Below are 25,222 nucleotides of genomic sequence, written 5' to 3'. Positions count from 1 at the left end.
ATATATATGTTACAATATAGGCAGAGGAGGAACATGAATGGCTGTAAGTAAAATAAAAGTCGCACGTGTTCAGTTAGATTTAACACAACAACAATTAGCAGAAAAAGTAGGTGTTACAAGGCAAACGATTAGTTTAATTGAGAAGGGGAAATACAACCCGTCTTTAGATTTATGTTTGAAAATTTGTTATGCGGTAGATAAAACATTGAATGATTTGTTTTGGGAGGAAAAGGAGTGATAGGGTGAAAATCGTGAAAGATGAACGTTTAATGATTGAGGGATTAAAACATATTAGATTGGCTTTCATCTTACAAAATGTCGTCATACTAGGCATTGTTTTTTACCGTTACGTCTTGCAAGGGGCAGGGTATGAAAGTATTTCGGATTTATTAATGGTATTTATGGGCGGGATAATAGTTATTAACTTTTTAAACTTAAAAAATTCGGTGGAAGTGTATGAGCATACAGGTGGAGTATCGCGTAGTTATTTCATGAAACTATTATTAATTCCAGTAGGGATTGTTATTGGACTGTTAGCTATTTGTATCATTGTAACACCAGGTATTTCGATAAAGGAAATTAGTATAACAGGACTTATTATCTTTGTTTGCTTTTTAATTCCTAGTTTGTTTATATACATATATATGAAAAAAATAAAAAGTGAAAAAGAAATATAAGAAAAGCTTTCTGCAATATGCAGAAAGCTTTTCTTATATTTCTTTATACATTACTTTATGTAGTCCTATTGGATCAATCTCGAAGATTTCACCATGCTCATGGAAACCTAATCGTTTGTAATAATCCGCTACGGTAATTCGCGCATTACACCATAGAATATTTGCTTCGCGTTCTTGGAGGACTTGTTCAGCTTTACGGATTAAGGAGCTGCCAGCATGCTGGTTTCGGAAATTAGGTAATGTTGCCATTTCTCGTAGACGATAGTGGGTACCAGCTTGTAAATCAGGATGTATTTCTTTAGAGAAAGAGGCGATACTAACAAGTTCATCATATAAAAATGCACCTAAATGAAAGGCGTCTGTTTCGTAATCTGAATCGTATTTACAATCTTCTAATGATTGATTGGGACGCAAAACCTTTTGACGTAATAAGTATGTTTCAGATGCATCAATATGTTTCACTGTAATCATAATATCATCCTTTCTTATAAGCCTTTTTCTATAAGTTGTAAGAAGAAATATGCGGGTGCAACGAGAAGTCCTAGTATGCTAGCTGTTCCGAGAAGGAGTGAAATTAAGAGACAAAAGTACTTAATTCCATTCGATTTTTTCCATCCATAACTACAAATTTCAATGCTAATACCGATGAGAATAATGGCGACGAGTACTTCTGCTAATAATAAGAGAGCTAAAGTTGAAATAGACATAATGTGATTCATCCCCATAATATGTGATAGTAACATTTTACCATATGAAATTGAAAAAATGCCCCTCATTTATGTGAGGGGCATTTTCTATTCTAATATGTTTTTCATTGTATCAATATGTTCTTTTGAACCCGTTACAAGTAAAGTATCGCCATGCTGTAACTTCGTATCACCATGTGGTATTAATGCTTTATTACCACGGTAAATTTGAATGACAAGTACATCACCTAGAAACGGAAGGCGACGAAGTGCTAAGCCGTTATATTTATTACTTCGTAGTTCAACCTCACGCACCGTTTCATTTGCTGTTGTAATCAAGCGAACGAGACTCGGTTTATCAATAAGTGCACGTAATAAAATACGTGTAGAGTTAATAGTCGAGAATACAGCGATATGTTCTTGAGTCGCTTTTTCTTGTAGAAGGGGATCTTCTACACTTGCGATGACGTGTTCAACACCTAATTCTTTTGCGTGTTCTGCTAATAATAAGTTTTGTTCATCATCACTTGTCGCAACAACAACACGGTCTGCTTCGAAAGCTTGTTGCTCCATTAAAGATTGAATAGTAATCTCATCTAATTTTACAATAGGGAAGTCATGAGATTTCGCTTCCTCATCATTTATTTTATTTTGACGTATCATATATAGTGTTACGTCATAATCTTCACGTTTTAAATCAAGTGATAACGGAAGGGTAATTCTGCTTGCACCAATAATAGATACTTTCGGTTTTGGTGTTTCCACTTTTGGAAACATCTTTTTAAATAATATAGGTGCAAAAATACAAGTAATAACTGCACTTAAAATAAGAGATGCTGATAAACTTGGGCTAATGATGCCTAGCTTTTCACCGATTTGTGCAGCCGCAATAACTAAAGAAAGTGTTGATGTTAACAAAATAGCACTTCCGAGTACGATATTGCGTGGGTACCATTTTCGTAAGACGAGTGATGGCAACAGTTTTGAAATAAAGAGTCCCACAATTAGAATTGGGATCATTAGCATACTAGAAGGCTCGTTAAAAATAGACCATACTTCTAGATTTACACCAACCATTACGAAGAAAATAGGAATGAAGAAGCCATATCCGATGGAATCAAGTTTTTCAACCATATCTTCATTTGGTGATAATAAAGATACGAGTACACCTGCTAAAAAGGCTCCCAAAATATTTTCTGCCCCAACAGATTCAGATAATCCAACTAATATTAAGATGAGTGCAAAAACAGCTCGTGTATCAATTTGTACACTACCGGCTTTTAAGCTTTCTAGGTATGGAATATTTTTAAACCGTCTTGCGACAAAGTAAATTACAATACCAGCACCGAATAGAAGAAGTAGAAGCCACATGCTTTGGCCACTTTCGGAATTTAATCCGACGAATATAGCGAGTAAAATCATTGTAACTAAGTCTGCAATAACAGCGACTAATAAAATGATTTGCCCGATTGCGGTTTTTCCTAAGTTATTTTCTTTCAATGTTGGTACGACAACACCTAAAGAAATAGTTGAAATAATTAAAGTCATGAACATTGCATTGTCTACGAATCCTAGCCATACGAATATTAATGATAGGGCATAAGATAAAATGAAAATAAACAAGAAGATAATGCTTGCTGCTTGGAATGTGTTCGGTTCGTTTGTCGTATTCTTTTTCCCTTTTTGTTTAAAGATCGAAAAGTCAATTTCTAAACCACTTAAAAACATTAGGAAGATAAACCCTAGTGTTGATAAGACTTGAAGCCACATATCGGGCTCAATGATGTTAAATCCACTTTTACCTACAAAGATTCCTGCGATAATTTCTGCAACAACGACAGGAAGTGCTTTTAATTTAAAGCGCTGTAACAAAAGGGGAACGAAAAACGCGATTGCGACGACAACCATAAGTGATAGAACAGAAGAATGATGTTCCATTGCGTTCTCTCCCTTCAAATAAATATAGTAACTATTTAGCCATATAATAGGAAGAAAAGCAACGGATATGGTTTCGATTTCATAAAGAAAGAGTTTTCTTAACATTTGTCATAATAAGTATATTTTTCATGATTTTGTTGCTAATTCCGTAATGTGGATGTAATAGGGGGAGGGGATAAAGTGAAACTTTAATCAGTGGGGGTCTTACTGCTCGTTAATAGGGGATAAAAAAAGACTGCTGAGGAATCCCAGCAGTCTTTTCATGCAAATTACATTGAGAAGAAGATCCATACAGTAAGTCCAACTGTTGCAGTTGCAACGAAGAAACTGTATATCATTGTAAGAACTTGAATTCTTCCTTCTCCTTCTTTTAAGTGCATGAACATAATTAATTGTAATAAAGCTTGCGCAACTGCCATTATGATGATAGTTGTTAATATCGTTGAAAGTGGCAGGTTTGTGTAAAGTGCCACGTATAACGCTAGAAACGTTAGTGCAAGCGATAAAATAAATCCGAAAACGTGTGACCATGGGAATCCGCTATGCCCATGCCCGTTTGCTTGGTTGTTATTTTGACCCATTTACGCCACCATCCCGTTCAAGTAAACTAGTGTGTAAATAAAGACCCAAACAAGATCAAGGAAATGCCAGTATAAGCTGATAATAAATACTTTACGAGCTGTAACTGGTGTTAAACCTCGTTTTAAAATTTGGATAATAACACAAGTTGCCCAGATGATACCACCTGTTACGTGGGCACCATGCGTTCCAAGAAGAACGAAGAATGCCGATAAGAAAGCACTTGTTTGAATCGTTGCACCTTCACCAACGTACAAAATGAATTCTTCAATTTCAAAGAATAGGAAGCCTGCACCTAAAAGTAAAGTCAGGATAAACCAAGCTAACATTCCTTTTTGATTGTGTTTACGCATTTCGTGAATTGCGATCCCACATGTAAAGCTACTTGTTAAAAGTAACAGTGTTTGAATTAAAAGTGTTTTAACTTCAAACAATTGCGCTGGTGTTGGGCCATCAGCCGTACGACCAGCAAGGACTAGATAAGAGGCGAAAAGTGTTGCGAACAGCATAATTTCAGCCCCAAGAAAAATCCAGAATCCTAGGATATTCAATCTGCTTTGCTCGGATTGATATTCCAAAGGTAAGCTTTTATCTAAAGCCGCCATGTCATTTCACCTCTCATGCTATATGTTCTGTTTCTTTAATTTCATCAACGCTTACATAGTAGCCATCATCATAATCGAATGAACGATAGATTAAGCAACCTAAAATACCAATACCACCGATTGCTGCAATCCAGAACCAGCTAAATACTAATGCAAAACCTGCAAGACCGAAGAATAAAGACGCAATAATAGGCACACCAGAATTACTTGGCATGTGAATTGGTTTTAATTCATCTGCTGTTGGTGTAATTGTTTCTCCACGTTTTTTCATGAACCAGAAAGCATCAGCTTCTTTAATTTCAGGAAGTTTCGCGAAGTTGTAATGTTGTACAGGAGATTGAGTTGCCCATTCAAGTGTACGGCCGTCCCATGGATCTCCAGTTGTGTCACGCTCACCGTGACGTGCACTCCAAATTACGTTATAGCAAAGGATTAGGAAGCCAATAGCCATCATTACAGCACCAACAGATGCGATTTGGTTTAGCCAGCCCCATCCAAGACTTTCAGAGTAAGTGTACATACGACGAGTCATACCGTCTAAACCTAAGAAGTACATTGGGAAGAAACAGATGTTAAATCCGCTCATAAAGATCCAGAATGTCCATTTACCTAGGCGTTCATTTAACATATGACCTGTCATTTTTGGATACCAGTATGTGAATCCAGCAAGCATAGCGAATACTGTACCTGCGATTAATACGTAGTGGAAGTGAGCAATTAGGAAGTAGCTGTTATGGTATTGATAATCAGCTGCTGCCATTCCAAGCATAACCCCTGTAACTCCACCAACTACGAAGTTTGGAATAAATGCCAATGACCAAAGCATTGGAACTGTAAAACGAATACGTCCTTTATACAGTGTAAACAACCAGTTAAAGATCTTAACACCGGTTGGAATCGAAATCGCCATTGTCGAAATCGAGAAGAATGAGTTAACCGCTGGACCTGCACCCATAGTGAAGAAATGGTGAAGCCATACGACGAAACTTAGTAAAGAAATTGCAACCATCGAGTACACCATCGCACTGTAACCGAATAGACGTTTACGTGAGAATGTACTAATGATTTCAGAGAAAATACCGAATGCCGGTAAAATAACAATATATACTTCAGGGTGACCCCATACCCAGAATAGGTTGGCCCATAACATTGGCATACCGCCGCTCGCCATCGTAAAGAAGTGAGCATCGAATAGACGGTCAAATGTCATTAATGCAAGAGCAACTGTTAATACTGGGAAAGCGAAAATAATGATAATTGTTGTAATTAAGATTGACCAAGTAAACATTGGCATTCTCATTAATTTCATACCAGGTGTACGCATTTTTAAGATAGTAACAAGGAAGTTAATACCCGTCATCAGCGTACCGAGACCTGAAATCTGTAATGCAATTGCGTAGTAGTTATTTCCTACACCAGAAGTAAACTCTGTACCTGCCATTGGGAAGTAAGAAGTCCACCCAGCGTCTGGAGAACCACCGATTACGAAAGCGATGTTGAATAACATTGCTCCGACAAAGAATAACCAGAAACTTAAAGCATTTAAGAACGGATATGCAACGTCACGAGCACCAATTTGTAATGGTACTACAAGGTTCATTAATCCCATAACGAATGGCATTGCCATGAAAAGAATCATTACCGTACCATGTGTTGTAAAGATTCCGTTATAGTGTTCAGCGTTTAAATAAGTTGTTTCCGGGAATGTTAACTGGGCACGAATCATTAAACCATCCATACCACCACGGAATAACATTATAACGGCAGAGATAATATACATGGTCCCTATTTTTTTATGGTCAACAGTTGTCAACCACTCATCCCAAAGCCATCTCCATTTTTTGTACTTTGTTAGTACGAAAAGAATCGCTAATGTCACAAGAACGATAGAAGCGTCAGCTCCGTAAATAATCGGGTCACCTGTGACAAAAAATTCATCAAGCTTCACTGTGTTCACTCCAATCTGTTGGAATAATAGCTATTATTTTTTGTTTTTGTAGTAGTTGTAATCACAATATTCAAGTGATTTTGGATCTACATAACTTAAGTGGTGACTAGAGAACGTCATACGCCCCACTACACCAGGTTTAATAATTTCGTTATATTTCTTTTCTGATAATTTAGGGGCAGTTTCTTGTACTTCTTTTACCCACTTATCATATTTCTCTTTAGTTTTTGCTTCAACTTCGAATTCCATGTGAGTAAATCCTTCACCAGAGAAGTTCGAGCTACGACCTAGGTAAGAACCTGGTTTGTCAGCTTGTAAATATAAGTCCATGATCATGCCATCCATTGTATACTTCATACCACCAAGTTCTGGTACCCAGAAAGCATTCATTGGACCTACAGAAGTCAGTTTAAATTGAATTGGTACACCAGCTGGGATGTTTAAATAGTTAACGGTTTCAATTTTTTCCTCCGGGTAACTAAATAACCATTTCCAGTTTGCAGATGTAACATAAATTTCAACTGGTTTAATATGTTTGGACTCTTGCGGAACCTCTTCCGAAGCATAAGTTGCTTTAACTGTTGGAATCGATAATGCGATAACGATAATAACAGGAATAATTGTCCAAATGATTTCTAATAATGTGTTACCATGTTGATCAGGTGGCTCATAGTCCATATTCTCTGGTTTTTCACGATAACGAATCAAGATGACTGTAAACAAGATGAATACAATTGCGATAATTAATGACATAAGCAAGAATGACCAAACAATTAAATCATACTGTGCTTTTGCAACAGGTCCTTGCGGATTTAATACTGCGAGTTTTTTATCACAGCCACCGAGGAACAGAAGTAATGATAACGGAAGAAGCGAAGCCAACTTCCAAAATGCTTTCTTTAGTTGCACGATTGAAAATCTCCTTTCTCCTTGGATTGAAACTATGCCAATAAAACAATATAAACCTATTAATTTATAGATGGCAATAGTTTTTGTTATATTGTTAAAAAATAGACACAAATGCACGCTTTTTAAGGTGAATATCATTTGTAACTTGATAACATTGTAAACTATTTTCCAGATAAAAACGTGATTGTGGGAATTTTAAGATAAATAAAGTTATACCAACATACCCAATAAATAGAAAAAAATTATCTTATCATAAGAAAAAATACTGAATTTTTAATATATTCAGTTTGTTACCTAAGTTATATTTCTTTTTTGCTCAAATGTGACAACTTTCCGAAACTTTAACTCGGTATAAAATGTAACAAATGATCATAAATGGAACCCAGCAATAAAGAGCAATTCTCTGATCTGGAATGAAAGCTAAACTAACAAATGTAAGGAAATTGGGTGAGAAAGCTACGATTGGAACTATTGGATAAAGTGGTGTGCGGTATTTTAATTCTGCTTGTTCTACTTGTTGATTCATATGTCCCTCCCCCATATTTTTTTGTATGTTTTAACTAGATTTTATTCGGTGCTTTTAATCATTAGTGGGGGTGAAAAACATACTTGGTTTATTTTGTTGTGAACTGAGTATGTAAAGGAAAAACTAACTATGACTAAATACCTTAGAATGTTTATTAACCTAGTGAAGGAAATGTGATTCTTTCACTAGGTTAATAATTTTGTTTTTTAGTAAAAAATTCTGAAAAATTATATTTTTTTCTTTCTATTTCAAAGAATCGGAATTTTAAAAAGTATTTGTGAATAATAATTCACAGAATCTTTCTAGCAAACTAGTAAGAAGAAAGGTACAATGATAGGAGTTGTGCCTTTAAAATAATTGATATAATGGAGTTTGGTTTATGATGAAAAAGTTAAAATATATTTTTATTTTCGGTATTATATTTGCTGTCGTGTTCTTTTTTGAGAAAGATAAAATTATGAAAAAGGCACAAGAATTTCGGTTAGACCTTTTCTCTGAGATGAAAGAAAGTGCAATGATTACAGAGGTTCCGTTTATTAGACAGTTACCTGAATTACCTAGAGGTTGTGAAGTGACAAGTTTAACTATGCTACTACAACATAAAGGTGTACAAGTAGATAAGATGCAACTTGCTAGTGAAATTCATCGCGTTCCATTTAAACAAGATGGTTTGCATGGAAATCCGTATGAGGGATTCGTTGGAAATATTTACACGAAAGCTGAGCCGGGATACGGTGTATATAATCAACCGATTTTTAATTTAGCAGAAAAGTATGTTCCTGAAAAAGTAATTAATTTAACGGGTAGAGACGTGCAAGATCTATATAAAGTAATTAGTTCTGGTTCTCCAGTATGGGTAATTATTAATACAACGTTTAAACCATTAGCCGAAAGTAGTTTTGAAACATGGAATACGAGTTCAGGTAAAGTGAAAATTACATATTATGAGCATAGTGTTGTAGTAATTGGATATGATCAAAACTTTGTATACGTAAATGATCCTCTTGCAAACAATCCACGAAAAGCTGTTCCTCGTGCTGAATTTGAAAAGGCATGGGAGCAAATGGGGAAACAAGCAATTACTATTTTATAAAATGAAAAGTCATCTTGAGATGGCTTTTTCTTTTTGAATATTCATTATAGAAAATTCTGAAAATTCTTTCAGAAGTTAACGATTCACGCTATAATAACATTTAACTTGGTAAAGAAGGGGAGAAGAGAAATGGATGTCGCAAAGGAACTTGTTTTATCAAAGAATCAGTTGATTGAGTGGAGAAGGCATTTTCATAAGTATCCAGAGTTATCTTTTCAAGAGGAAAAAACATCTCAATTTGTATTCGACATACTTCGGGAAATCCCGTATTTAGAAGTCTCAAGGCCTACTAAATATAGTGTAATGGCAAGGTTAATTGGTAGGCAGCCTGGTAAAACTATCGCGGTTCGTGCTGATATGGATGCTCTTCCTATTCATGAAGAAAATAAGTTTGATTTTATTTCTATATATCCAGGTGTGATGCATGCGTGTGGTCACGATGGTCACATGGCAATATTGCTTGGTGTAGTACATAAGTTGGTAGAGGAAAGAGAGAAAGTTAAAGGAGAGATTCGCTTTTTATTTCAACATGCAGAAGAAAACTTTCCAGGCGGTGCAGAGGAAATGGTCGCAGCGGGAGTGATGACAGGTGTGGATTACATTATTGGTGCTCATCTTTGGGCGTCATTAGAGGTTGGAAAAGTAGGTGTAATTTATGGTCCTGCGATGGCGGCGCCGGACGTTTTTAAAATTACGATAGAGGGAAAAGGTGGGCATGCTGGAATTCCGCATGAAACAGTTGATAGTATCGCCATTGGTGCGCAAGTAGTTTCGCAAATTCAGCAAATTGTATCTCGCCTCACGAATCCGTTAGATTCTCTCGTAGTATCTGTTACGCAATTTCATTCTGGGACAACTCATAATGTTATCCCGGAACAAGCGGAGGTTGAAGGGACAGTGAGAAGTTTAAGGCATGAATTAAGAGAAGAAACAAAGAAGAAGCTTGAAAGGATTGTAAAACATATTACAGAATCCTACGGTGCTAAGTATACATTTTCTTATGAATATGGATATCGCCCAGTTGTAAACGATTATGAAGTTACAGAGCTTATTGAACATACAGCATTACAGCTGTATGGAAGAGAAAGAGTTGTTCGTTTACAGCCAACGATGGCAGGGGAAGATTTTTCAGCATTTTTACAAAAGGCACCAGGGACGTTCTTTTTTATAGGGGCAGGAAATGAAGAGAAGGGAATTATATATCCGCATCATCACCCTCGTTTTACAATTGACGAAGACGCATTACCAATTGGAGTGGAAGTCTTTGTATCATCCATTATGAATTTTATAAGTAAAGGAGAATGAGATGAAAAAAATACACGTGCTAGCACTTATTCCAGTTCTTTGTTTAGTAGTTGGACCAGTATTTGCAAATTCGGTCACTCCTTACGTATGGGGGATGCCATTTTTATTATTTTGGGTACTATTATCAGTGCTCATTACGTCTCTTTGTATGGGTCTTGTGTACGTATTCGATCCTGCTAATAAGGGGGACGTAAAATGACTGCATTATTTATCATTATTATATTTTTGTTTCTCGCACTATTTTTAGGAATTCGGGCACAACATGGAAAAGATATGAATTTAGAACAATGGTCAGTTGGAGGAAGAGGATTTGGAACTATTTTCGTTTTTCTCCTTATGGCAGGGGAAATTTATACGACGTTCACATTTTTAGGAGGAAGTGGCTGGGCTTATAGTAAAGGAGCTCCTACATTTTATATTTTAGGGTATGGTGCATTAGCTTATATTTTATCGTATTTCTTATTGCCTCCAATTTGGAAGTATGCAAAAGAACATAACCTCATTTCACAATCAGATTTCTTTGCGAAGAAATACAGGAGTAAGACGCTTGGGGTAATTGTTTCAATTATTGGTGTTATTTCGATTATCCCGTATCTTGTTTTGCAATTAAAGGGATTAGGAATTATCGTTTCGGAAGCTTCCTATGGAAGAGTGACACCTGTTATTGCGGTATGGATTGGTGCTATTGTTATAACTATTTATGTAATGGTTTCAGGTATACATGGATCGGCTTGGACAGCTGCTTTGAAGGACATTATGATACTATTTATCGTTATGTTTTTAGGTATATATTTACCGTATCACTATTACGGAGGATTTCAACCGATGTTTGAAGCTGTAGAAGCTGCAAAACCAGGTTTTTTATCTTTACCTGAAAAGGGAATGAGTATTTCTTGGTTTGTTTCTACTATTATATTAACGGCTCTCGGTTTTTATATGTGGCCTCATACATTTGCCTCAGCTTTCTCAGCGAAAAGTGAAAAAGTATTTAGGAAAAATGCAGCAATTATGCCTCTCTATTCTTTAGTTTTGCTTTTTGTGTTCTTTGCAGGTTTTGCTGCTATCTTGCAAGTTCCAGGGTTAAAGGGAGCGGATGTAGATCTTTCATTATTCCGTCTGGCTCTTCAAACGTTTGATCCATGGTTTATTGGTATTATTGGTAGTGCAGGAGTGTTAACGGCATTAGTTCCAGGTTCCATGCTTGTTATGGCGGCATCTACGTTGTTAGCAAAAAATATTTACCGAACAATGGTGCCATCTGCTTCAGATAGACAAGTTGCAAAAGTAGCTAAGTTATTTGTACCTGTTGTAACGCTTGTTGCAGTATTGTTTACATTTAAAGGGGGAGAAACGATAGGGGCTCTTCTTTTAATGGGGTACAGTATAGTTACGCAACTTTTCCCTGCACTTGTATGTAGTTTGTTTCCACGTCAAATTATTACGAAGCAAGGAGCGATTGCAGGAATGGGGATTGGGTTGTTAATTGTCGCATATATTACCTTATCTGGTTCAACTATAGCTACGATGTTTCCGAGTTTTCCGCAATATATAAAAGATTTAAATGTAGGTATAGTCGCATTGTTAATGAATATGATTGTGATGTTTATCGTTAGTGGATTCACAAGAAATGTATCTGTAAAGACCGACAATATAATAGTAGAAAAGTAATTCGTATGTTAGAGCTATCTTCGAAAAGAGATAGCTCTTTTTTGTATATATTTTCTTCTATTAGCGGAATCTAACTAAAAACTTGTTGAAAAGGAAGTTAGGTGGGGAAATTGTTAGAGCTAAAAGGTAACTTGTTTGAGGTTATGAAGGAAATTAGAGATGAGTTAGGTTCACCTAATGATTTAACAATTAGAGAAGTTGCTCTTGCTGGTAGTTTAACCCGCTGTGCTGTTATTTTTTTATGTGGGTTAACAGATAAGGATAATGTTTATAAATATGTAGTTCGTACGCTTCAATATGAAGAAATACAAAAAGAAGCAGCTATTGTTCAAACGTTATTAGATTGTTTTATTTCTATCGCAGAAGTTGGCATGAAAACAACGTTTCCTGATATTATAAATGCGATTTTAGCGGGAGATACAGTTATATTAATTGATAATATTCAAACGGCTATTGTTGTTAATAGTAGAGCTTGGGAGAAAAGAAGTCTAGAGCCTCCAGTGACAGAAGATTTAATACGTGGACCGAGAGTTGGATTAAATGAAGATATTAATGTGAACAAAATGCTAATTCGCCGTGGTTTACGTGATCCGAAGTTACGGTTTCAATCTTATATTATGGGGAAACGATCGCAGAAAGAAGTAACCCTAGTATATATAGAGGATATTATTAACCCTTACATCGTAAACGAGCTAGATCGGCGTCTTCAATCAATAGTGACAGATGTCATTTTTGAGACAGGAACGATTGAGCAATTAATTCAAGATAATAATTTATCGCCGTTTCCGCAGTTTTTAAATACAGAAAGACCAGATAATATAGTGGCTGCATTGGCGAAAGGGAAAGCGGCCATTTTAGTAGATGGGTCACCATTTGCTCTTATAGCTCCACTAGTGTTTGTTGATATTTTTCAATCTGTAGAAGATCATTATGAGCGTTGGATAATTGGAACGTTATTAAGAATGTTACGTATGGGATCAGGTATCGCTGCTGTTTTATTACCTGCCATGTACGTAGCGCTTGTATCGTATCATCAAGGGCTTATTCCATCTAAACTAGCTTATTCCATTGCGGGAGCGAGAGAAGGAGTACCGTTTCCTGCTTATATAGAAACGTTAATGATGGCATTAACGATGGAATTAATACGAGAAGCCGGGATTAGGCTTCCGAAACCGATGGGACAAACAATTGGCATCGTAGGCGGTCTTGTAATTGGAGAAGCGGCAGTAAATGCGGGGATTGTAAATCCGTTTTTAGTAATTATTATTGCGGTTACCGCAATTGCTACATTTTCACTGCCTGTATATAGCATTACAATTACGTTCCGGATTTTACTTTTTGTCTTTGTGTTAGCGGCGACTGCTTTTGGATTGTACGGAATCATTTTAGCTCTTATTGCACTGGCGATTCATATTACGAATTTAAAGAGTGTTGGGGTGCCATATACAACGCCTATTGCTCCTGCATTTTATAAAGATTGGGAAGAAGAAATGATCCGCTTGCCAAAATCAATGTTGAAAGAAAGACCAGAGTACTTACAAACGAAAGATTCTACAATACGTCCAAAGGAGCGAGAGTAATTGAAGCCATTTGAATATGGGGATGAAGAAATTGGATCTCGGGAACTTGGTTTTGCGGTATCGTCAACAATTATCGGTATAGGTGCATTATCTATGCCGCGAGATATTGCTACGCAAACTTTATTTTCGGACGGTTGGATTATTTTGCTTTTGGGTGGATTGATATGTGCAATTTTAGGTTGGTTTGTAACGAGGGTAGCTATTTTATTCCCAAAACAAAACTTTGTTCAATATACGAGTGCACATTTGACGAAGCCTGTTGCATACACAATTAGTAGCATTTTAGTATTAACGTTTGCTGCTTTGACAGCATATGAATCGCGAATGATTGCAATTATTTCACAAACGTATTTGTTTAGTGATACACCAGTACAACTATTGTCGTTCTTTTTCCTATTAGTTGTTATTTATGGAATAGCGGGGTCGAGAGCGGCTCTATTAAGGTTAAACGTTTTATTCTTACCTATCGTTTTAATTGCAATCGTACTGCTTTCTTTATTGAATGTGAACTTAATGGAAATAGATAATTTACTACCGGCTTTTCAAACGGACGTCAGTCAATATGCTGTAGGAGTTAAAAATTCTATTTTCACATTTATCGGATTTGAGGTAGCTCTGTTTTATGCCGTGATGTTGAACGATAAGACAGCGAAAAAAGCGCCAATGGCAGTTGCAAAAGCGGTGATAGTAAACGTTTTGTCATACATTTTAATTTATGTAACTTGTATTAGTGTTTTTTCGTATATGACAACACGTGGATTGACATTTCCAACAATTGAACTAGGGAAAGAAATTGAAATTGGTGGAGGATTTTTAGAGAGATTTGATGCGATTTTTTTTACCACTTGGATTATTACTATTTATAACACTACAGCAATGTATTATGACGTCGCATCTTTATTGTTTTGTGCTATGTTTCCAAAAGTGAAGAAACACGTATTTATTTTTGTGAGTGCTCCTATTATTTTTATGGTGAATATGATACCTGGCAATTCGAATGATTTATCAAGTTATGGGACTTATTTAGCTTGGATAGATATGGGGTTTGTTGTGTCAGCACCTTTGCTAGTTTTTATTGTATATAAAATAAAAAGAAGGAATGGTGGAAATGAAACACCTTCTTAAAATTATAATAATTATGTTTTTAGCTGGATCTATTAGTGGGTGCTCTGAGCTGGAGGAGATAGAAGAAAGGGGATTTGTAGTAGGGGCGGCTTACGATATCGTGAAGGAAAAACAATCGAATCCAATTATGAAAGGGACGTATCAGATGGTGCTCCCAAGTAAATTGTCGCAACAAGGTGGACAAGGGGATGGAGATAGCGAAAATTATATTAATGTTAGTGCGAAAGCAGATAGTGTCTTTGAGCAAATACGAATTATCGCTAAAAAAATTAGTCGCTCATTATTCTTTCCGCATATACAAGTGATAATTTTTTCTAAAGATTTACTAGCGAATCCATATGTTTTACAAAATACGTTAGATGTATATATTCGCGATCATGAAATGAGAAGAAATATTCGTTTGTTCGTTTCTAAGAAAAATGCAGAAGCTATTTTAAAGCAGAGTGCCAAGCCTGAAAATTTGCCAGCGCAGTATATCGATATGTTAGCTGAACATCCTCCGAAAAATGCCCAAATGATTGAGGCTGCAAGAATTGGTGAAGTACAGGAAAAGATGATTTCTAACCAGAGTTTCGTATTACCTATTCTCGAACTAACAAAACAAGGGGTACAAATGAACGGAGCGGCGTTGTTTCGCGGGAAGGATAATAAGTGTGTAGGCATTTTGAATGGGGAAGAAACGTTAGGAATGAATTATATAATAGGTAAAAAAATTGGAGGTTTTTTTACTATCCGTAAAAAGAATCAACTTATTACATATGAAATTCATAAGCTGCATCGAAAAATTAAAGTATCTACAACGGATGCTACAAAACCAAAGTTTAATATTCACTTATCTCTGGAAGGTACATTGGCCGAGTTGCACTTTAGTGATCATAAAAAGGTTTTGAATGAAAAGCGTTTAGAGAAGGATATTTCGGAGGAAATGGAGAAACGCATCCAAAAATCGATTAAGCTTGTTCAAAAAAAATATAAGGTAGATGTATTAGCATTAGGGGAAGTATATAAGCGACATAATTATAAAGAGTGGAAGAAGATAGATAAGAATTGGGATCAAGGTGAAAAATACTTTAGTAATGCTGAAATTACTGTTCATGTTCATCCAACGATTGCACATTCAGGTTCAGCTTTACCGAAGAGAGTGAAATAAGGTGATGTAAGTTGTTTACTGGATTGGGAATTAGTTGCACGATATTAATGGCGGTTCTTCCGGGAGCCATATACTTCATTCATAAAAAAATTACAACGTATGGAGCGCAGCCGTGGAAAGAAAAAAAGAAACCTGAATAATTTCAGGTTTCTTTTGCGCAAAGCATATGTGAAGGGGGATACCTTCTATGTATGCTTTGTTTTTTATACAAGTCCTAACCAATGTACCAATTGTGTAGAGAGGAATGTAACAACAATGGCAATAACAGTAGGGATTGCGAACGATAAGAATGTCCATTTTGCACTTTTTGTTTCTTTATATATGTTAACTAGTGTTGTTCCACATGGGAAATGAAGAAGAGAGAACAACATTGTGTTTAACGCGGTTAACCAAGTCCAACCGTGTTCTAAGAATAGATTTTTAATTTGATTAAAATCATCTATTTCAGTTAAAGCACCAGTTGATAAGTAAGACATTAATAAAATCGGAATAACAATTTCATTAGCTGGTAGTCCAAGAATAAACGCTGCTAGAATAAATCCGTCAAGTCCTAACATTTTAGCAAATGGATCTAGGAAGTTTACAAAATACATAAGTAAGCTTGTGTCACCGATGAAAATATTAGCAAGTAACCAAGTTAATGCAGCTGCAGGGGCAGCTACAACTACAGCTCGTTTTAAAACATATATTGATTTATCGAGTGTTGCGCGTACAATTGTATTCCAAACTTTTGGCTTACGGTACGGTGGTAACTCAAGTGTGTAGTGAGTCGGAACACCTTTTAAAGCTGTTTTTGATAGTACCCAAGAAACGGTTAATGTCATAATGACACCAATTACAACCATTCCAACTACAACGCCAGCAGTAACAAGTGTTTGCATACTACCTGTATAACCAGCAGCCATAAATAATGAAGCCATTAAAATTAACATAGGCCAGCGACCGTTACAAGGAACGAAGTTGTTTGTTAAGATTGCAAGCATACGTTCACGTGGTGATTCAATAATACGTGTTGACATGATGGCAGCTGCATTACAACCGAATCCCATTGCCATTGTTAAAGATTGCTTGCCATGTGCACCAGATCGTTTGAATAAGCGGTCCATGTTAAATGCGACACGTGGTAAATATCCGTAGTTTTCTAATAGCGCGAACATAGGGAAAAAGATTGCCATAGGTGGTAACATAACGCTAATAACAGCACCGATACCGCGGAATAAACCAAGTATTAAAATGCCATTTAGCCATTCTGGTGCATGCATTGCTTGGAACCAAGATGTTAAATATCCTTCTACCCAGCCAAAGAACTTAGCGATCATATCAGAAGGTACGTTAGCGCCTGCAATTGTAAGATAAAAAATAATAGATAAAATACCGAGCATAATTGGGAATCCCCAGATTGGAGATGTGAAAATTTTATCTAGTTTTTCAGAACGATACAATTTATCGGTATTTGTATATTGAACAGCTTCTTTACATATACTTGCGGAGGTTCGATAAATATCTCCGACAATATCATCTCGTATATCTTCTTTTGAAAGTGTTTGTGCATGTTGAACAATATAGTCCAGTGGAAGAGCTTTACTGGCTGAGTGAGATTCCATTGATTATAACCTCCCTTACAAGTGGTTCGTTATGGTGTTTTTGAAGTGTAGTTAAGAAATTCTTATCTCCATCTAATATACGTAATGCAATCCAACGTGCTGGATACGTATCACCGAATACTTTATAAATTTGTGGTTCTAATTCCTGAATCATATTTTCGATTTTATCGTTATAAGTAATTTTAATTGGTGTTGGAATTAGTTTTTTATTTGCTACTTTAGCGATGACATTTAGCAAATGACCAATGCCTACTCGGTTGCGAGCAGAAATCTTCACTACAGGTACACCGAGTGATTTTGCTAATTTCTTTTCGTCAATAATGATTCCTTTTTTCTCCGCTTCATCAATTAAGTTAATACAAATGACCACATCGTTTGTCATTTCCATCACTTGGAGTGCTAAATTTAAATTTCTCTCCATTGCAGTTGCATCTATAACAACTACAGTTACTTCTGGTTTTTCAAATATAATATAATCTCGTGCTACTTCTTCATCTGCCGAATTTGAATACAGTGAGTAAGTTCCAGGTAAATCTATTATTGTATATATATTTCCGCCATGCTTATATTCCCCTTCAGCCTTTAAAACAGTTTTCCCCGTCCAGTTTCCAGTATGTTGTTTTAAGCCTGTTAAAGTATTAAATAATGTACTTTTCCCGGTATTCGGGTTACCAGCTAACGCAATGCGATGGTTACTCATCTGAAATCATCTCCTATTAATACCCCGAAAATAAGGGAGCTTTCTTCACTACGCAGTGCAATAGTTGTGTTGCTTACTTGATAAGCGACTGGGTCTCCAAGTGGGCTGCGTTGTAATACTTTAATTGTCGCTCCAGGAAAAAAGCCTAAATCTAATAAGCGTCGTTTCATAGTTCCTTCTAATTGTATCTTCTCAATTTGTACAAATTCCCCTGTTCTGAATTCGGAAAGGGGTTTAGTATTAGCCGATACCATAAAAGTTACCTCATCTCTATATTTTTAGTTTTAGTTTAAAAAGTTTCCTTAGGTAAACTTTTTGATACTAATATAGTAGACTACATTTAATGATGCTGTCAATTAGTACTTTAAAAATATTCAAATATTTTTAGAATTGTTCCAATTTATTTAGTTGTACCGAAAAATATTACTGGAATTCTTCTTAATGTAAATGAAGTAAGAGTGTGAAAGTTAAAAAATATAAAGGAATTGTAAATATAGTTTTAATCTAAAGGGCAAAATAAAGAAAAATATTTACATTGAATTTACATTGTTAAGATTAAATTTACAATACTGCGTGTTTAGTGTGGGTTTTGTTGGCTTTTTAAACTGTAAATGTTGGAATGTCTAGCTTTTATGGGATGTTACCTCCATTTACTTAAACTTAAAAATTGCTTAACACTCACATAATATTGTTGTCCTACAATGAATTTGTGTTCGAAAGAAGATGAATTCGAAAAGTGATAATCCAAATGGGGGTACAAGACATGATTATGAAAAAGGGTATTAAATTTTCTTTAGCGGCTTTAGTTGTTGCAGGTGCATTAGTTGGATGTGGAAAAACAGAAAGTACGGATAATAAGGAAGCTGCTAAAGGTAGCGATGCAAAACAAGAATTATCAGGTACGATTGCAGCGGCTGGCTCTACAGCTCTTCAACCTCTTGCGGAGGAAGCTGGAAAGAAATTCATGGAGGAAAATTCAAAAGTTTCTATTCAAGTTCAAGGTGGCGGTAGTGGAACTGGGATTAACCAAGTAGCATCTGGTGCAGTACAAATTGGTAATTCGGATGTTCCGGCTTCAGATAAAATAAAAGATGCTGAAAAAGCGAAAGAATTAGTAGATAACAAGGTAGCGGGTATCGCATTCGCACTTGTCGTAAATAAAGATGTAAAAGTTGATAACTTAACAGCAAAACAAGTACAAGATATCTTCACTGGAAAAGTGACAAACTGGAAAGAGTTAGGCGGAAAAGATGAAAAAATCAATGTAATTAATCGTCCAGCTTCATCTGGTACACGTGCTACATTTGAAAAAACAGTTATGAAAGAAGCTAAAATTAATGATGGAACTGGTACAACACAAGATTCTAACGGTGCAGTAGAGCAAGCGATTAACTCTACTCCAGGTTCAATCAGCTATTTAGCAATGTCTTACATGGTTGGCGATAAAAAAGGTGCATTGCAAACTGTGAAAATTGATGGTGCTGAACCGAAAGTTGAAAACATCTCTGCTGGTAAATATCCATTCTGGTCTTATGAGTACATGGTAACTAAAGGTGAGGCGAAAGAAGCGACAAAAGCTTACATTGACTATGTAAAAGGTAAAGATTTCGAAAAACAAGTAGAAGATATGGGTTACATCCCAATGTCTAAATTAAATAAGTAATAAAATTTTATGGGGCTGGCTGCAAGGCCAGTCCTGTTCATTTCAATCTATGAAGTGGGGTCTGTCCTGTGATGAAGGGGAAAAAACAAATTAATTACGTAAAGAGTGAATATATAGGTAGATCACTTGTTACGTTTTGCGGTATCTTTATTGTTTTTATTACATTAGCTATTATTGCGTTTATTTGCGGCAAAGGAATTCAATCTTTCACGCAAAGTGGTATCTCGTTTTCTGAGGTGTTAACTTCGACAAAATGGAATCCAAATGCTGATCAAGGTACGTATGGTGCTGTCATCTTTATTGTCGGTTCGACGCTTGTGTCGTTAGGTGCTGTTGTCATTAGTGCACCAATTGCTATAGCTCTTGCTATATTCATGAATTTAATTTCGCCGAAGTTTGGGAATAAAGTATTAAAGCCTGTTTTAGAATTATTAGTTGGTATTCCATCAGTTGTATACGGATTATTAGGGGTTACGATCTTGGTTCCTCTATTACGGGATTCGTTCGGTGGAGTGGGATTTAGTTTAATTGCGGGTATTATTGTCCTGAGTATTATGATTTTACCTACTATTGCTAGTATTGCCTCTGATGCAATACGCTCTGTTCCGTTTGATTACTTGGAAGCTTCTTACGGTCTAGGGTCGACGAAATGGCAAGCGATTAGCCGAGTTATTGTTCCTGCTGCAAAACAAGGGATTTTAACAGGTATAGTTTTAGGATTAGCGCGTGCTTTTGGTGAAGCGTTAGCGGTTCAAATGGTAATCGGGAACACGATTAAATTACCGGAAGGAATATATAGTCCAACAGCAACGTTAACGGGTATTCTGACAATGGATATGACGAATACATTGAACGGAACAGCTTGGAACAATGCGCTATGGACGTTAGCAATGATTTTACTTGTTATTTCATTCCTGTTTATTTTAGTAATTCGAGCGATTGGTCAAAGAGGTGAGCGATAATAATGAATGCAAGAACGGTAAATAAAGTTTGGACAGGTATCTTTTATGCGGTTGCAGCTTTAGTTGTAGCTTTGCTGGCTTTTTTAATGTACGAAATTCTACAAAAGGGATGGGGATTTTGGGATCCTAGTTTCTTATTCGGAGAACCGAGTAATACAAGAGCTGGTGGTGGCATTGGTCCGCAGTTATTCAATTCCTTCTACATGCTTGTTATAACGCTTATTATATCTATTCCTCTTGGATTAGGAGCTGGAATATATTTAGCGGAGTATGCAAAACAAGGTCGTTTTTTAAGTTTTGTTCGTTTATGTATTGAAACAATGGCGTCTTTACCTTCTATTGTTGTTGGATTATTTGGTTTGTTAGTATTTGTTACAATGACAGGCTGGGGATACACAGTAATGGGTGGGGCTCTTGCTTTAACTATTTTGAATTTGCCTGGTTTAACACGTGTTTGTGAAAATGCGATTTCTGAAGTTCCTCATAATGTAAAAGAGGCGAGTCTTGGACTAGGTGCAACGAAATGGCAAACAATTGCCCGCATCATTATCCCGTCTTCGTTACCACAAATCATTACAGGTATTATTTTAGCGGCAGGCCGTATATTCGGTGAAGCTGCGGCGTTAATTTATACAGCGGGTTTAACATCACCTATTTTAAATTCAGCAGCGGACTTCTCGAGCCCCTCGCATCCTTTAAATCCATTTAGACCAGCTGAAACGTTAGCTGTTCACATTTGGAAATTAAACTCTGAAGGGATTATCCCGGATGCGAAGTTAATTGCAACAAAATCTGCAGCGGTATTAATTATTATGGTATTACTCTTTAATATCATTTCTCGTTTCGTAGCATCTGTATTACACAAGCGTTTTACAGGAGCGAAAAAAAGTCGTAAAACGACGAAGAAGGTAAAAGCGGCATAAATGTCCGTAAAAGAACTCTCTGTTTATAAACAGGGAGTTTTTTTACGGACATTTATTAAAATCATTAACGGTAAGAGGGAGTGAATCGACAGTTGTTGGGGGAGTCTCCTATGATATTGAGTGGAAACTGATAGGTTTTTTGTTGGAACAAGAGCACAGTGTGATATTAGATAGTCCATGTCTCTATGAAGGGATGGTTAAAAAAGGAATAGATTTATGTCAGAAACATGGTGCTACATATAAATATATTGAATGTTATCTTAATAATATAGAAGAAATTAATCGTAGGTTACAAACGCGTGAACGTAAGATAAGTCAAATTACAAAAGTAGAATCAGAGGTAGCATTTAAAAAATGTCTGGCTGGCAGTAAAAGGCCTTTACATGGTGAATATCTTATTGTGGATTCTGGAGAGCCGCTAGAGAAGTATGGTAAAAAAGTGATGGATTATATTATGGATAGATAGAGGGATAAAAAAGGCGTTATCTTCATAATTGAAGATAACGCCTTTTGGTTTAAATATCAGGTGTTTCTGTAGAAGTGCTTATTTTTCTACGAGAGCGTCTTTTTCTCCCGATTTTATCTAATAGTTCATACATAACGGGAACGACTACTAATGTAAGAACGGTTGAGACTGCCAAACCACCGATTACAACGACGGCCAGACTTTTGGATACCATACTTCCTGCTTGAGATTGACCGAATAGGAGCGGTAGCATAGCGACGATTGTTGTTATAGCTGTCATAATAATTGGGCGTAATCTAGTAGATCCTGCTTCTAGTAAGGCTTCTCTTGTTTCCATACCGTTTTCCCGATTTTGTTGCACTCTTTCTATTAATACAATAGCATTTGTAACGACAATCCCGATTAACATTAATGCGCCGATTAATGAATTTACGTCAACAGGTGTTCTTGAAATGATTAATCCTAAAATACCGCCGACAGCAGCTAATGGTAAAGAGAATAAAATCGCGAAAGGAGCACGTGCTTGCCCGAATGTGATAACCATAATTAAATATACAATCCCGATTGCAATCCCCATAATTTTAAATAAATCAGTGAAGTTCTCTTGCATAGATTCAGTAGCACCTGCGATATTTACTTTTGCCCCGTTAGGTAAATCTAAGTCAGCTATCGCTTTGTTTACTTCAGCGCTTACTTTACTTAAATCTTCACTTGAAGCTTCTGCAGTAATTTGAATCGTTTCTTTCCCATCTTTATGGAAGATTTCCGTTTGAAGTTGTTTTTCTGAAATAGTTGCAATGTCTTTTAAAGGAATTGGTCCGTTAATAGGTGATAGTATGTTTGTGTTTAAAATATCTTCTTGTTTGTTAATGGATGCCTTTTTATGTTCTATCATAATAGTTGTTTTTTCATTATTGATTGAGATTTCCCCAATAGGAGATTTCTTCATAAGGAATGATACTTGTTGTGCTGCTACTTCTGGTGTTAAACCTAGTTGCTCAGCCTTTGTTTGATCGATATGAATTTGCCATTCTTTTTTAGATTCTTCTATATTTGTTTTTACTTTAGAGAGATCGTCCATACCTTTTAGTTTTGTTTCGACGATGTTAGCGGCCTTTTTTAAATTTGTTTCGTTAGTAGCGGTTACGTTAAATTGTAAGTTGTTTCCGCCTCCAGAGTCAGAGTAACTCGTTTTTATATAATCAAGTTCAGCTGGTTCAAAAGTATTATGATCCTTTTTTAATTCTTTAATATATTGGTCGATATTAGATCCTTTTTTAAAGACTACAAATATAGTTGCAAGATTGTTTTGAGTTGTCTGTCCCCATTGTGCATCTTCTGCGCTAGATCCCATTCGCAAAATAACATCTGTTACATCAGAATTAGAGAGGAGTTTCTTTTCGAAATCAAAGGCTTTTTGTTTTTTAGCTTCAGAATCATAATCACCTGGAAATGTCATGTTAACGGAAAGCATTGTATCGTCTTCAGACTTTATGTTAGCTTTCGGAAGTAGTATGTAGGCTGCAATCGATCCTGCAAATAATAAAAAAGAAGTGAGTAGAATGATAAACTTATGAGAAAGAGCCCACTTTAATGTAGTGACATATCGCGGTGAAGAATGTGAATTGCGACGTTTTGTTTTTTTGAGCAGTAAAAAAGCCATAAGTGGAACGACTGTTAATGCCACAATTAAGGAAGAAAGTATAGAATACACAACTGCTAACACCATAGGTAACATTAGTTTTCCGATTACTCCCGATACGAGACCGATAGGTAAAAAAACGGCGACTGTCGTTAAAGTAGAAGAGGTAATTGCGACGGCGACCTCTTTTGTTGCATCGAGAATAATATCTTTAGAGAAAGATTCTTTTTGTAAACGACGGAAAATATTCTCGATGACAACGATACTATCATCGACGAGACGTCCAACTGCAACGGCTAAGCCACCAAGAGTTAGAATGTTAAGTGTGATGTTAGATTGATGGAGTAAAAATAGTGTTAATAAAATAGATAATGGAATACTAACGACAGCGATGAGTGTTGTTCGGAAGCTGCGTAAAAAGATTAAGATAATGAGAGTTGCAGCAATTGCCCCAAGGATTACTTCTTTTCCCATACTAGTAACAGCATTTTCAACTTGCTCATGAGTTGAAGCTAAAAGTTTAATAGAGAATTGATCTTTATATTGCTTGCTTATATCTTTAATCTTTTTATCAATCTCTTTTCCGATTGCAACCGCATTTTTACTCGGCTCTTTCATGATGATTAATCCTGTTCCTTCTTCCCCGTTTATGTGCGAGATTGTATCGTAATGTTGTTTTAATTCAATTTGAGCAACATCTTGTAATTTTACTTGAGGTGTAACGGTGATATTTTTTATGTCATTTACATTTTTTATATCCCCGATGACACGAAGATTGTATTCTGCCTTATTAACGGTAATTGCTCCGGCTGGAGTGGAAGTTTCTTTTCCTTGTAAAACTGTTAATACTTGCTGTGATGTTACGTTTTTATCTTTTAGTTGGTTAGGATCAAGTACGATGGATAATTCGGAAGTTGATTTTCCGAAAAACATAACATTGGCAACACCATCAATGCTTTCGAGTTGTGGTACGATTTCTTTCTCAATTTGTTTTTCGTCAGCTTTTGAAAATCCGTTTTGTTTCTGGATGGTAATTTGAGCGAGTGGAATCATAGAAGTGTTTAATTGGCTAACAACAGGTTTAGTTACATCTTTAGGTAATTTAATCGTATTAATTGTTTTTTCGACTTCGCGTGCCGCGTCTTTCATATTTGCCTTGGATGTATATGCAATGTCGATGCGTGATAATCCCTCATGTGTGGAAGAAGTGATGCCATCGATATGTTCTAAATTACGAAATTGTTTTTCAAGGGGGTCAGTTACGTCCTTGGTCATCGTTTCAGCATCGAGCCCTTGAGATAATGTCGTAACAGTTATTGCAGGGTTATCGATGCTTGGTAAAAATTCCATAGGTAATTTAGAGCCGGAATAAACACCGAGTATGGAAATGAGAAAAACCATGATAATAATAGCGGCTCGGTTTTTTAATGAAAATTTTGTTAACCTATCCATAAAATAATTCCTCCATTAGTT

23 protein-coding genes and 2 pseudogenes are annotated in these 25,222 nt (G+C 36.1%); 13 read left to right on the top strand and 12 right to left on the bottom strand.

Annotation, left to right across the window (positions count from 1 at the left end; all coding sequences use genetic code 11):
- Positions 1-37 precede the first annotated feature (37 nt).
- Positions 38-238, top strand: a complete 201-nt coding sequence (locus BG05_RS27695) for a helix-turn-helix transcriptional regulator (protein WP_000301182.1) — start codon at positions 38-40, stop codon at positions 236-238.
- A 4-nt stretch (positions 239-242) separates the two neighbouring features.
- Positions 243-677: a hypothetical protein gene (locus tag BG05_RS27690; RefSeq protein WP_003187241.1), complete on the top strand. Its 435-nt coding sequence runs from the start codon at positions 243-245 to the stop codon at positions 675-677.
- A gap of 33 nt (positions 678-710) precedes the next feature.
- Here BG05_RS27690 and BG05_RS27685 read toward each other — a convergent pair whose 3' ends face one another.
- The 8 genes and pseudogenes from BG05_RS27685 to BG05_RS27650 form a co-directional block, all read right to left on the bottom strand.
- Positions 711-1,148 carry a GNAT family N-acetyltransferase gene (locus tag BG05_RS27685; protein WP_002125295.1) on the bottom strand — a complete coding sequence of 146 codons (438 nt, stop codon included), beginning with the start codon at positions 1,146-1,148 and terminating at the stop codon, positions 711-713.
- Positions 1,149-1,162: 14 nt separating this feature from the next.
- Positions 1,163-1,453, bottom strand: a complete 291-nt coding sequence (locus BG05_RS27680) for a DUF4022 family protein (RefSeq protein WP_002090894.1) — start codon at positions 1,451-1,453, stop codon at positions 1,163-1,165.
- An 18-nt stretch (positions 1,454-1,471) separates the two neighbouring features.
- On the bottom strand, positions 1,472-3,301 hold the full coding sequence (locus tag BG05_RS27675) for a monovalent cation:proton antiporter family protein (RefSeq protein WP_002169140.1): 1,830 nt from the start codon (positions 3,299-3,301) through the stop codon (positions 1,472-1,474).
- Between the two features lie 269 nt (positions 3,302-3,570).
- The gene (gene qoxD / locus BG05_RS27670) at positions 3,571-3,882 is read right to left on the bottom strand and encodes a cytochrome aa3 quinol oxidase subunit IV (protein WP_002029843.1); all 312 of its coding nucleotides are present in this window, start codon (positions 3,880-3,882) and stop codon (positions 3,571-3,573) included.
- Positions 3,883-4,485: a cytochrome aa3 quinol oxidase subunit III gene (gene qoxC, locus BG05_RS27665; RefSeq protein WP_002029841.1), complete on the bottom strand. Its 603-nt coding sequence runs from the start codon at positions 4,483-4,485 to the stop codon at positions 3,883-3,885. It abuts the gene before it with no gap.
- 13 nt (positions 4,486-4,498) lie between these two features.
- Positions 4,499-6,433 (bottom strand): cytochrome aa3 quinol oxidase subunit I, encoded by a 1,935-nt coding sequence (gene qoxB / locus BG05_RS27660; protein WP_002063826.1) that lies wholly within the window; start codon positions 6,431-6,433, stop codon positions 4,499-4,501.
- 33 nt (positions 6,434-6,466) lie between these two features.
- Positions 6,467-7,342, bottom strand: coding sequence for a cytochrome aa3 quinol oxidase subunit II (locus BG05_RS27655; protein ID WP_002010605.1), 876 nt, complete (start codon positions 7,340-7,342; stop codon positions 6,467-6,469).
- Between the two features lie 294 nt (positions 7,343-7,636).
- Positions 7,637-7,844, bottom strand: a pseudogene (locus tag BG05_RS27650) (amino acid permease); the annotation flags it as partial.
- Positions 7,845-8,250: 406 nt separating this feature from the next.
- On the opposite strand from BG05_RS27650, the gene BG05_RS27645 reads away from it, so the two are divergent.
- From BG05_RS27645 to BG05_RS27615, 7 genes are all read left to right on the top strand, one after another.
- Positions 8,251-8,961 (top strand): C39 family peptidase, encoded by a 711-nt coding sequence (locus tag BG05_RS27645; RefSeq protein ID WP_033708232.1) that lies wholly within the window; start codon positions 8,251-8,253, stop codon positions 8,959-8,961.
- 129 nt (positions 8,962-9,090) lie between these two features.
- On the top strand, positions 9,091-10,266 hold the full coding sequence (locus BG05_RS27640; protein WP_002125300.1) for an amidohydrolase: 1,176 nt from the start codon (positions 9,091-9,093) through the stop codon (positions 10,264-10,266).
- A gap of 1 nt (position 10,267) precedes the next feature.
- Complete coding sequence (locus tag BG05_RS27635; protein ID WP_002029838.1) at positions 10,268-10,465, top strand: DUF3311 domain-containing protein; 198 nt, start codon at positions 10,268-10,270, stop codon at positions 10,463-10,465.
- Entirely contained in the window at positions 10,462-11,934 is a 1,473-nt protein-coding gene (locus BG05_RS27630) for a sodium:solute symporter family protein (RefSeq protein ID WP_002125303.1), read from the top strand. Before BG05_RS27635 ends, BG05_RS27630 begins: the two co-directional genes overlap by 4 nt.
- Before the next feature lie 101 nt (positions 11,935-12,035).
- Positions 12,036-13,514, top strand: a complete 1,479-nt coding sequence (gene gerLA, locus BG05_RS27625; RefSeq protein WP_003187400.1) for a spore germination protein GerLA — start codon at positions 12,036-12,038, stop codon at positions 13,512-13,514.
- Entirely contained in the window at positions 13,515-14,639 is a 1,125-nt protein-coding gene (locus tag BG05_RS27620; protein ID WP_002169135.1) for an endospore germination permease, read from the top strand.
- Positions 14,623-15,789 (top strand): Ger(x)C family spore germination protein, encoded by a 1,167-nt coding sequence (locus BG05_RS27615; RefSeq protein WP_002186981.1) that lies wholly within the window; start codon positions 14,623-14,625, stop codon positions 15,787-15,789. The genes BG05_RS27620 and BG05_RS27615 overlap by 17 nt, the downstream gene beginning before the upstream one ends.
- Positions 15,790-15,992: 203 nt before the next feature.
- On the opposite strand, the gene BG05_RS27610 is transcribed toward BG05_RS27615, so the two are convergent.
- Genes BG05_RS27610 through BG05_RS27600 form a run of 3 tightly spaced genes read right to left on the bottom strand, consistent with a single transcriptional unit; the run spans position 15,993 to position 18,347 of the window.
- Positions 15,993-17,393: a nucleoside recognition domain-containing protein gene (locus BG05_RS27610; RefSeq protein WP_033733785.1), complete on the bottom strand. Its 1,401-nt coding sequence runs from the start codon at positions 17,391-17,393 to the stop codon at positions 15,993-15,995.
- The gene (locus BG05_RS27605) at positions 17,371-18,093 is read right to left on the bottom strand and encodes a FeoB small GTPase domain-containing protein (protein WP_002010621.1); all 723 of its coding nucleotides are present in this window, start codon (positions 18,091-18,093) and stop codon (positions 17,371-17,373) included. The genes BG05_RS27610 and BG05_RS27605 overlap by 23 nt, the downstream gene beginning before the upstream one ends.
- Positions 18,090-18,347 carry a FeoA family protein gene (locus BG05_RS27600; RefSeq protein ID WP_002090873.1) on the bottom strand — a complete coding sequence of 86 codons (258 nt, stop codon included), beginning with the start codon at positions 18,345-18,347 and terminating at the stop codon, positions 18,090-18,092. The genes BG05_RS27605 and BG05_RS27600 overlap by 4 nt, the downstream gene beginning before the upstream one ends.
- Positions 18,348-18,856: 509 nt before the next feature.
- Between BG05_RS27600 and BG05_RS27595 the strand changes: the two genes are divergently transcribed.
- The 4 genes and pseudogenes from BG05_RS27595 to BG05_RS27580 all read left to right on the top strand — a co-directional run.
- Positions 18,857-19,756, top strand: coding sequence for a phosphate ABC transporter substrate-binding protein PstS family protein (locus BG05_RS27595; protein ID WP_003187410.1), 900 nt, complete (start codon positions 18,857-18,859; stop codon positions 19,754-19,756).
- A 71-nt stretch (positions 19,757-19,827) separates the two neighbouring features.
- A complete protein-coding gene (pstC, locus tag BG05_RS27590) occupies positions 19,828-20,718 on the top strand; it encodes a phosphate ABC transporter permease subunit PstC (protein ID WP_002090872.1) in 891 nt (296 codons plus the stop codon).
- Positions 20,719-20,720: 2 nt separating this feature from the next.
- Complete coding sequence (gene pstA, locus BG05_RS27585) at positions 20,721-21,641, top strand: phosphate ABC transporter permease PstA (RefSeq protein ID WP_002063838.1); 921 nt, start codon at positions 20,721-20,723, stop codon at positions 21,639-21,641.
- Positions 21,642-21,690: 49 nt separating this feature from the next.
- A pseudogene (locus tag BG05_RS27580) lies at positions 21,691-22,107 on the top strand (P-loop nucleotide/nucleoside kinase family protein); the annotation flags it as partial.
- Between the two features lie 49 nt (positions 22,108-22,156).
- On the opposite strand, the gene BG05_RS27575 reads toward BG05_RS27580, so the two are convergent.
- Positions 22,157-25,201, bottom strand: a complete 3,045-nt coding sequence (locus BG05_RS27575) for an efflux RND transporter permease subunit (protein ID WP_033733787.1) — start codon at positions 25,199-25,201, stop codon at positions 22,157-22,159.
- Positions 25,202-25,222: the final 21 nt, after the last annotated feature.

The sequence above is a fragment of the Bacillus mycoides genome, from assembly GCF_000832605.1.
Classification (GTDB): Bacteria; Bacillota; Bacilli; order Bacillales; family Bacillaceae_G; genus Bacillus_A; species Bacillus_A mycoides.
This window is presented reverse-complemented; position numbering and strand designations above follow the sequence as displayed.

Bases quoted from the DNA above. Each gene is read 5' to 3' on its own strand.
- BG05_RS27695 (WP_000301182.1), top strand. From the start codon at position 38: ATGGCTGTAAGTAAAATAAAAGTCGCACGTGTTCAGTTAGATTTAACA.
- BG05_RS27685 (WP_002125295.1), bottom strand. From the start codon at position 1,148: ATGATTACAGTGAAACATATTGATGCATCTGAAACATACTTATTACGT.
- BG05_RS27680 (WP_002090894.1), bottom strand. From the start codon at position 1,453: ATGAGGGGCATTTTTTCAATTTCATATGGTAAAATGTTACTATCACAT.
- BG05_RS27675 (WP_002169140.1), bottom strand. From the start codon at position 3,301: ATGGAACATCATTCTTCTGTTCTATCACTTATGGTTGTCGTCGCAATC.
- qoxD (WP_002029843.1), bottom strand. From the start codon at position 3,882: ATGGGTCAAAATAACAACCAAGCAAACGGGCATGGGCATAGCGGATTC.
- qoxC (WP_002029841.1), bottom strand. From the start codon at position 4,485: ATGGCGGCTTTAGATAAAAGCTTACCTTTGGAATATCAATCCGAGCAA.
- BG05_RS27645 (WP_033708232.1), top strand. From the start codon at position 8,251: ATGAAAAAGTTAAAATATATTTTTATTTTCGGTATTATATTTGCTGTC.
- BG05_RS27640 (WP_002125300.1), top strand. From the start codon at position 9,091: ATGGATGTCGCAAAGGAACTTGTTTTATCAAAGAATCAGTTGATTGAG.
- BG05_RS27635 (WP_002029838.1), top strand. From the start codon at position 10,268: ATGAAAAAAATACACGTGCTAGCACTTATTCCAGTTCTTTGTTTAGTA.
- BG05_RS27630 (WP_002125303.1), top strand. From the start codon at position 10,462: ATGACTGCATTATTTATCATTATTATATTTTTGTTTCTCGCACTATTT.
- BG05_RS27615 (WP_002186981.1), top strand. From the start codon at position 14,623: ATGAAACACCTTCTTAAAATTATAATAATTATGTTTTTAGCTGGATCT.
- BG05_RS27610 (WP_033733785.1), bottom strand. From the start codon at position 17,393: ATGGAATCTCACTCAGCCAGTAAAGCTCTTCCACTGGACTATATTGTT.
- BG05_RS27605 (WP_002010621.1), bottom strand. From the start codon at position 18,093: ATGAGTAACCATCGCATTGCGTTAGCTGGTAACCCGAATACCGGGAAA.
- BG05_RS27600 (WP_002090873.1), bottom strand. From the start codon at position 18,347: ATGGTATCGGCTAATACTAAACCCCTTTCCGAATTCAGAACAGGGGAA.
- BG05_RS27595 (WP_003187410.1), top strand. From the start codon at position 18,857: ATGATTATGAAAAAGGGTATTAAATTTTCTTTAGCGGCTTTAGTTGTT.
- pstC (WP_002090872.1), top strand. From the start codon at position 19,828: ATGAAGGGGAAAAAACAAATTAATTACGTAAAGAGTGAATATATAGGT.
- pstA (WP_002063838.1), top strand. From the start codon at position 20,721: ATGAATGCAAGAACGGTAAATAAAGTTTGGACAGGTATCTTTTATGCG.
- BG05_RS27575 (WP_033733787.1), bottom strand. From the start codon at position 25,201: ATGGATAGGTTAACAAAATTTTCATTAAAAAACCGAGCCGCTATTATT.